Source organism: uncultured Leptotrichia sp. (assembly GCF_938036635.1).
Taxonomy (GTDB): Bacteria; Fusobacteriota; Fusobacteriia; order Fusobacteriales; family Leptotrichiaceae; genus Leptotrichia; species Leptotrichia hongkongensis.
In genome coordinates, this window is sequence record NZ_CALHQO010000281.1 from 1 (window position 1) to 2,973 (window position 2,973).

Sequence of the window (2,973 nt, forward strand, 5' to 3'; positions counted from 1 at the left end):
TTTTGCAAAATCCACGACATTAATAGAGTCACTATCCCAACCGATACGCATTTTTTGGAACTTCAAGCTGTACCTTTAGCGGTCCTCTTTTGACATTTATCCAGCCTAATCCTGCTATTACCAGTTCCTCGTTTTGCTCAATTTCCACTTCATGAGTTACAAATTCATTTTGAAAATACTTTTCTTTCTCACTTCCCTGTAAAATTTCAAAGTAATTTCCATTTAGCAAGTCTTGCACTCTTTCCTCACGAGCCACGTGAAACTTCACGCTTTTTGAAGCATAAGCAGAAAATATAGGCTTGCTCCCACTTTCTAGAAGTTCATTTCCAAGTATTTTAAATCTACAGAAAACATCAAACATAAATACTTGATTTTCTTCAAGTTTAAAAGTTTTTCGTGAAATTTCTCCAGCTGGCACTAACTTTAATCCATTTTCTACACTGATTAAATCAGAAATTCTCCCATCTGGAATAAGTCCAGGTGTGTCAATTATCGTAATTTCACTATTTGGAATTTTATTATTAATTGATTTTAAAGTAGTTCCAGAATATTTAGAAGTTGTTATTTTATTGTTCCCAAGAAGTAAATTTATAACTGATGATTTTCCAACATTTGAAACTCCAAGTACAGTTGCCTTTACTTTTTTGTTATGAAAAATATTTTTAATTTTTCTGATTATTCCATTTACTCCGTATTTATTTTTTGCGCTGATAAAAGCGATATCATCGGGTACAATATCTTCTTCGGCAAGCCTATCCTTTACCCAGTTGGAAATTTCAGTTGGATGTATAAAGTCAGGCAGTAAATCTATTTTATTAATTAAAATTATAGATCTGTAATCTCTTAGATAATCCAAGATTTCCTCAGTAAATGAACCTTCAAAGTCAATAATATCAAAAATTGGAAGTATTATATCAGATTTTTTTACACATTCATTTACTTCTTTCAGATAATCTTCCCTACTAAAATTATTTACAAGGTTTTCCCCATAATTTTTAATTTTAAAACATCTCTGACAAAGTAAATTATCCTCTGTTATAAACTTCTCTTCAGGAACATATCCTTCCTTATTTTTATCTTCAAACTGCAGTTCAATTCCGCAACCGCTACATTTTTTTTTAATCAAAATTTCCTCCTATTTTCTCATTCCTTTTACATTAAAATTGAATCCAATCCATTATTCCTTAGCTAATGGATGAGTACTCATATAAATATCTCGCAAGAAAGCCTTGCTCACGTGTGTGTAAACCTGTGTTGTAGCAATACTACTATGCCCAAGCAATTCCTGTAAATATCGGATATCCACTCCGTTATTTAAAAGTTCTGTTGCAAATGAATGCCTAAATACATGCGGTGTTATTTCCTTCTGTATCCCAGCTTCATGTGCGTGTGCCGAAATAAGCCTTCTTAATGAACGTGTTGTCAATTTTTTCCCTTTACTGTTTACAATCAATACTTCCCTAGTGTAGTTTTCATATTGCTTTTTCTTTTCCTCAATATACTTTATCAGCCATTTCTTAGCATTTTCACTAAAAAAAGTTATCCGTTCCTTATCCCCTTTTCCAATAACCCTAATTTCCCGCTCTTCAATATCAATCATAAATTCACTCAAATTAATAAGTTCTATCGAACGAAGCCCGCTAGAATAAAGAAGTTCAATAATTAATCTATCCCGAATCCCAGTAATTTTTTCGGTATTTATAACATTTCTCAACCTGTTTAAGTCATCTCTATTCAATACATTTGGCAATTCCTTCTCGAATTTTGGAACATTAATATAAGCCGCCTTATTCGTTTCAATCACTTTTATTTCCTGAAGATATTTAAAAAATGTCCTAAGTGCTGAAATCTTCCTATTTATAGTTCTTTTAGACACTGGCTTGACACTCATTTTTGTATTTAATTCTTCCATATCTTCAATACTTTTTATCTTATCAATCTCTGATTCTGTATCATCAATTTCTGTATTTGCAGTATTTTTCTGAGAATGCTTTTTTTCCTTCTCTTCCTCTTTAGCCAGCTTCTGAGGAGAATTTAAATATGCAATAAAGGATCTGAATGTCATCATTTCAATTTCTTCAAAATTATGAATTTCCTCATATTCATCCAGATATTCCATAAACTGCAGTAAATCCCGCCGATAACTTCTAATCGTATTAAAACTCTTTCCAAGAATAACCTCTTCATAATACAAAAATTTGTCTACATACATCACAAGATTTTCATTTTTTATATTTTTCTTACAGACACAGTAGAAAGTCATTTTTGCTTCCTTGTCAGCAATTGGAATTGAAATATTATTTTTAAAATTATCTTCACGTTCAAGTGTGAAATTTGAACGGAAATGTAGTAAATTTTGCATTTCAGCTAATTCCTGATAAATAATCCTGTCGTTTTGGATAAGGAAGTTCATATTAGGCATTTTTTCTAAAACTACATCCTTCCATATTCCTATTGGATTGAATAAGAGCATTCTGTCATCTGTAATATCTGAAAAATGTATTTCCTTTTTTTTAGCCAGCGGATGCTGCAAAGGAACTGATAAAAATAATTGTTCAGTTTTGTATTTTATGCAGAAAAATTCAGAATTATCAATAGGCTCAGAAAGTATAATCATCTGATAAATGTCATTTTTAAGTTTTTCAAATAACTGAAGATTATTTTCTATTTTATGAAGAATATATTTTTCAGGATAAAATCTTCCAAATAATGAAATCATATCCCACAATGGAGCGGGAGCACATGAACCAATTGAAAAATTATTTTGAACCTGATTATTTTTATTAACTTTTTCTTCCGTTTCATCTACAAGATTCAATATTTTTTCTGCGTACTGGATAACAGTTTTTCCATTTTGATTTAATTCCATCTTATTTTTTTTCCTGTCAAACAGTTCAACCCCTAAAGTTTTTTCCAGCTTTTGTATCGAACGGGAAAGGGCAGGCTGTGAAATATATAATTCTTCAGCAGCTT

General features: G+C 30.9%; 2 protein-coding genes. Both read right to left on the reverse strand.

Features of this window, described 5'->3' with window-relative positions:
* Positions 1-31 precede the first annotated feature (31 nt).
* On the reverse strand, positions 32-1,126 hold the full coding sequence (yqeH, locus tag Q0370_RS05475; protein WP_299573143.1) for a ribosome biogenesis GTPase YqeH: 1,095 nt from the start codon (positions 1,124-1,126) through the stop codon (positions 32-34).
* 51 nt (positions 1,127-1,177) lie between these two features.
* Positions 1,178-2,973: tyrosine-type recombinase/integrase (locus Q0370_RS05480; protein ID WP_299573146.1), on the reverse strand; the 1,796-nt coding region annotated here is incomplete at its 5' end.